A 2,458-nucleotide genomic window follows, 5' to 3' on the forward strand; every position below is an offset into this window, starting at 1 on the left:
TGGCCGCCTGCACGGCGCGGCGCGCGATGTCGACCGGCGACTGGCCGTCGATGATCGGCAGCGTGGCGACCTTGACCTGTTCGCCGAGCTGGCGAAGCTGCTCCTGCGCGGCGGGGCGCCGCGTGTCGAGCGAGGCCATCAGGACCTTCTTGTTCTGACGCTCGGAAAGACGCTTGGCGATCTTGGCCGAAGTGGTCGTCTTGCCGGAACCCTGCAGGCCGACCATCATGATGACGACCGGCGCCGGGGCATTGAGATCGATGGCGACGCCTTCAGCGCCGAGCATGTCGACCAGTTCGTCATGAACGATCTTGACGACCATCTGGCCGGGCTTGATCGACTTGACCACGGCAGCGCCGACGGCCTTCTCGCGCACCTTGTCGGTGAAGGAGCGCACCACTTCCAGCGCCACGTCGGCTTCGAGCAGCGCACGGCGCACCTCGCGCAGCGCCGCCGAGACATCAGCCTCCGACAGCGCGCCGCGGCCGGTCAGGCCGTTCAGGATCGAACCAAGACGTTCCTGTAGCGATTCAAACATTCGTTTTCCTTTTCCCTGGCACCCGGATGGTGCCCGAGAGGTAATGCGTTCGCGCCCAGTGTCCAACCAAAAGTCCAAGCAAAAGCCAAAACCAAAAAGCACCCGGGGGCGCTCAGCGCTGCCGGGTGTTGGCCTCCAGGATCGATTTACAGCACTTCACCTCAAAGAGGTTTCGGCGTCCTGGTCGGCTTGCTCGGAGGGATACTCGTCGCGGAATTCGGGGCGTGTAGACAGGAAATCTGCGCAAGAGTCAAGACAAGGGCCGGGTAGCGTCATTCCCGGACCCGCATTCAGGCCGTGCTCGCGCGGTCCGGAAGCTCGGCGGCGACCTTGAGCGGCGAGCGCGGATGCAAAAGCAGCCCGATGGTCAGCAGGCTGCAGGCGATGCCGATGAAGGCGATGAGAACCGCATCCGACGTTGCCCAGCCCGGTCCCTCGAGCGGCCTGGCGTTGAACAGGGCGAAGGAATTGTAGCTTTCCTGATGCGAGATCAGCAGGAAGCCGGTCAGGTTGTTGCCGAGATGAGCACCCAGCGCGGCGCCGAGATTGCCTGTTGCGTAAACGACAAGCGTCAGCAGCAACGCGAAAGCGGCGATCGACGCCAGCACACAGGCGTTGATGGCTGGCGACGAACTCGCACTCCAATGCAGCGAGGTGAACAGCAGGGCCGGCAGCAGCGCCCAGATGAACGGGCTCTTGAACCGGCTGGCCAGCCCGCGCAGCAGGTAGCCGCGAAACAGCAACTCTTCCGACGAGGTCTGCAACAGAGTGAGCGCGGCGATCGGGATCGCAAACAGCAGCCAGGACGACAGGCTGATCGGGCCGCGCGCGATCTGCGGCTGCAAGAGATAGAGCAGGATTTCGGAGATCAACGAGGTGATCAGCACCGCGATCAGCCCCTTGAGGAAGCCGGACCATGAAACACGCCGGCTGTTGCCGAGCAGCGCCGACAGCTTCTCGCCATGCACCCAGCGCATCGCGACCCACAGGCCGATCCAGATGCCGGCGAACGAGACGAGCGCGGTGAGAATGCCGATGGGCGAGGCGAGGAAACCCTGCATGCCGGATGATGGGGCCGCCTGCCGGGCGAAGAAGGCATAGGTGCCGCCGACCAGCACGGCCACGGTGGTTGCTGCCCAAAAAAGGACGACGATCCCCGTTCCGAGCAACAGGCGCGGCAAGGTCGTCCTGGCGTTCGGCGAATGCCTGTAGCGCTCGAAGGCGGCCGGATCGATGGTCACGCGGGCTCCTTTGCCAAAGTCATCGCCTATTGACTAACCGACCGCCGGAAAAATCGGAAGTCTTCCGCAAAGGACAATGCTCAGAGCAGCGTCGGCGCACAAGAGGCGACGCTGCGGTGCCGCCTGCCGGCGGCCGCTGCTGTGGCAGCGGCCGCTTATGTCAATTGTCGTCAGCGCACGACGTACATGATGCGCCGGGTCTGCGGATCGATCAGCGCCCGCTGGCCGTTCACATAGACATAGCGGTAATTGTAGTCTGGAATCTCGCGCAGCTCGACGGTGTCGGGCAGGGTCGCGCCGGTGACCACTTCGCCATCGAGATAGATGGGATCGAGGCGGTGCGTGTCGACATAGGTGCGGACTTCAGCCGGGGGCGGCGGGAAGTCATCGACGACCGGATCGCTGGCGATGATCGCGCCGGTATAATCGGTCGAGTAGTTGCCGATGTCCTCCGGCGGCGAGACGACAGCAACGCTGGCGCGCCGTTGCGTCAGCACCACCCGGCTGCCGCCTATATCGGCCGTCACATAGTCGGAATAGACCCAGCCCTGGCCGCCGGCCTCGGCTATGGTGCACCATTTGCTGTTTTCGATGCAGCCATTGAGCGTTGCCGACTGACCGGCGGCGAGCACGCCGATGACAGGGTATTGCGGGCCGGGTCCGGCGCGAACGTTAAGAT

At 64.1% G+C, this 2,458-nt stretch carries 3 protein-coding genes; all 3 read right to left on the bottom strand.

From position 1 onward, the window contains the following. On the bottom strand, positions 1–538 hold a 538-nt coding region (locus EN879_RS32000; RefSeq protein ID WP_206521043.1), incomplete at its 3' end, for a signal recognition particle receptor subunit alpha. A 290-nt stretch (positions 539–828) separates the two neighbouring features. Next, complete coding sequence (locus tag EN879_RS32005; RefSeq protein ID WP_013528803.1) at positions 829–1,779, bottom strand: CPBP family intramembrane glutamic endopeptidase; 951 nt, start codon at positions 1,777–1,779, stop codon at positions 829–831. Between the two features lie 170 nt (positions 1,780–1,949). Next, a partial coding sequence (locus tag EN879_RS32010) for a DUF1236 domain-containing protein (RefSeq protein ID WP_127274525.1) occupies positions 1,950–2,458 on the bottom strand: 509 nt, incomplete at its 5' end.

This window comes from Mesorhizobium sp. M7A.F.Ca.AU.002.02.1.1, from assembly GCF_003998535.1.
GTDB lineage: Bacteria > Pseudomonadota > Alphaproteobacteria > Rhizobiales > Rhizobiaceae > Mesorhizobium > Mesorhizobium ciceri.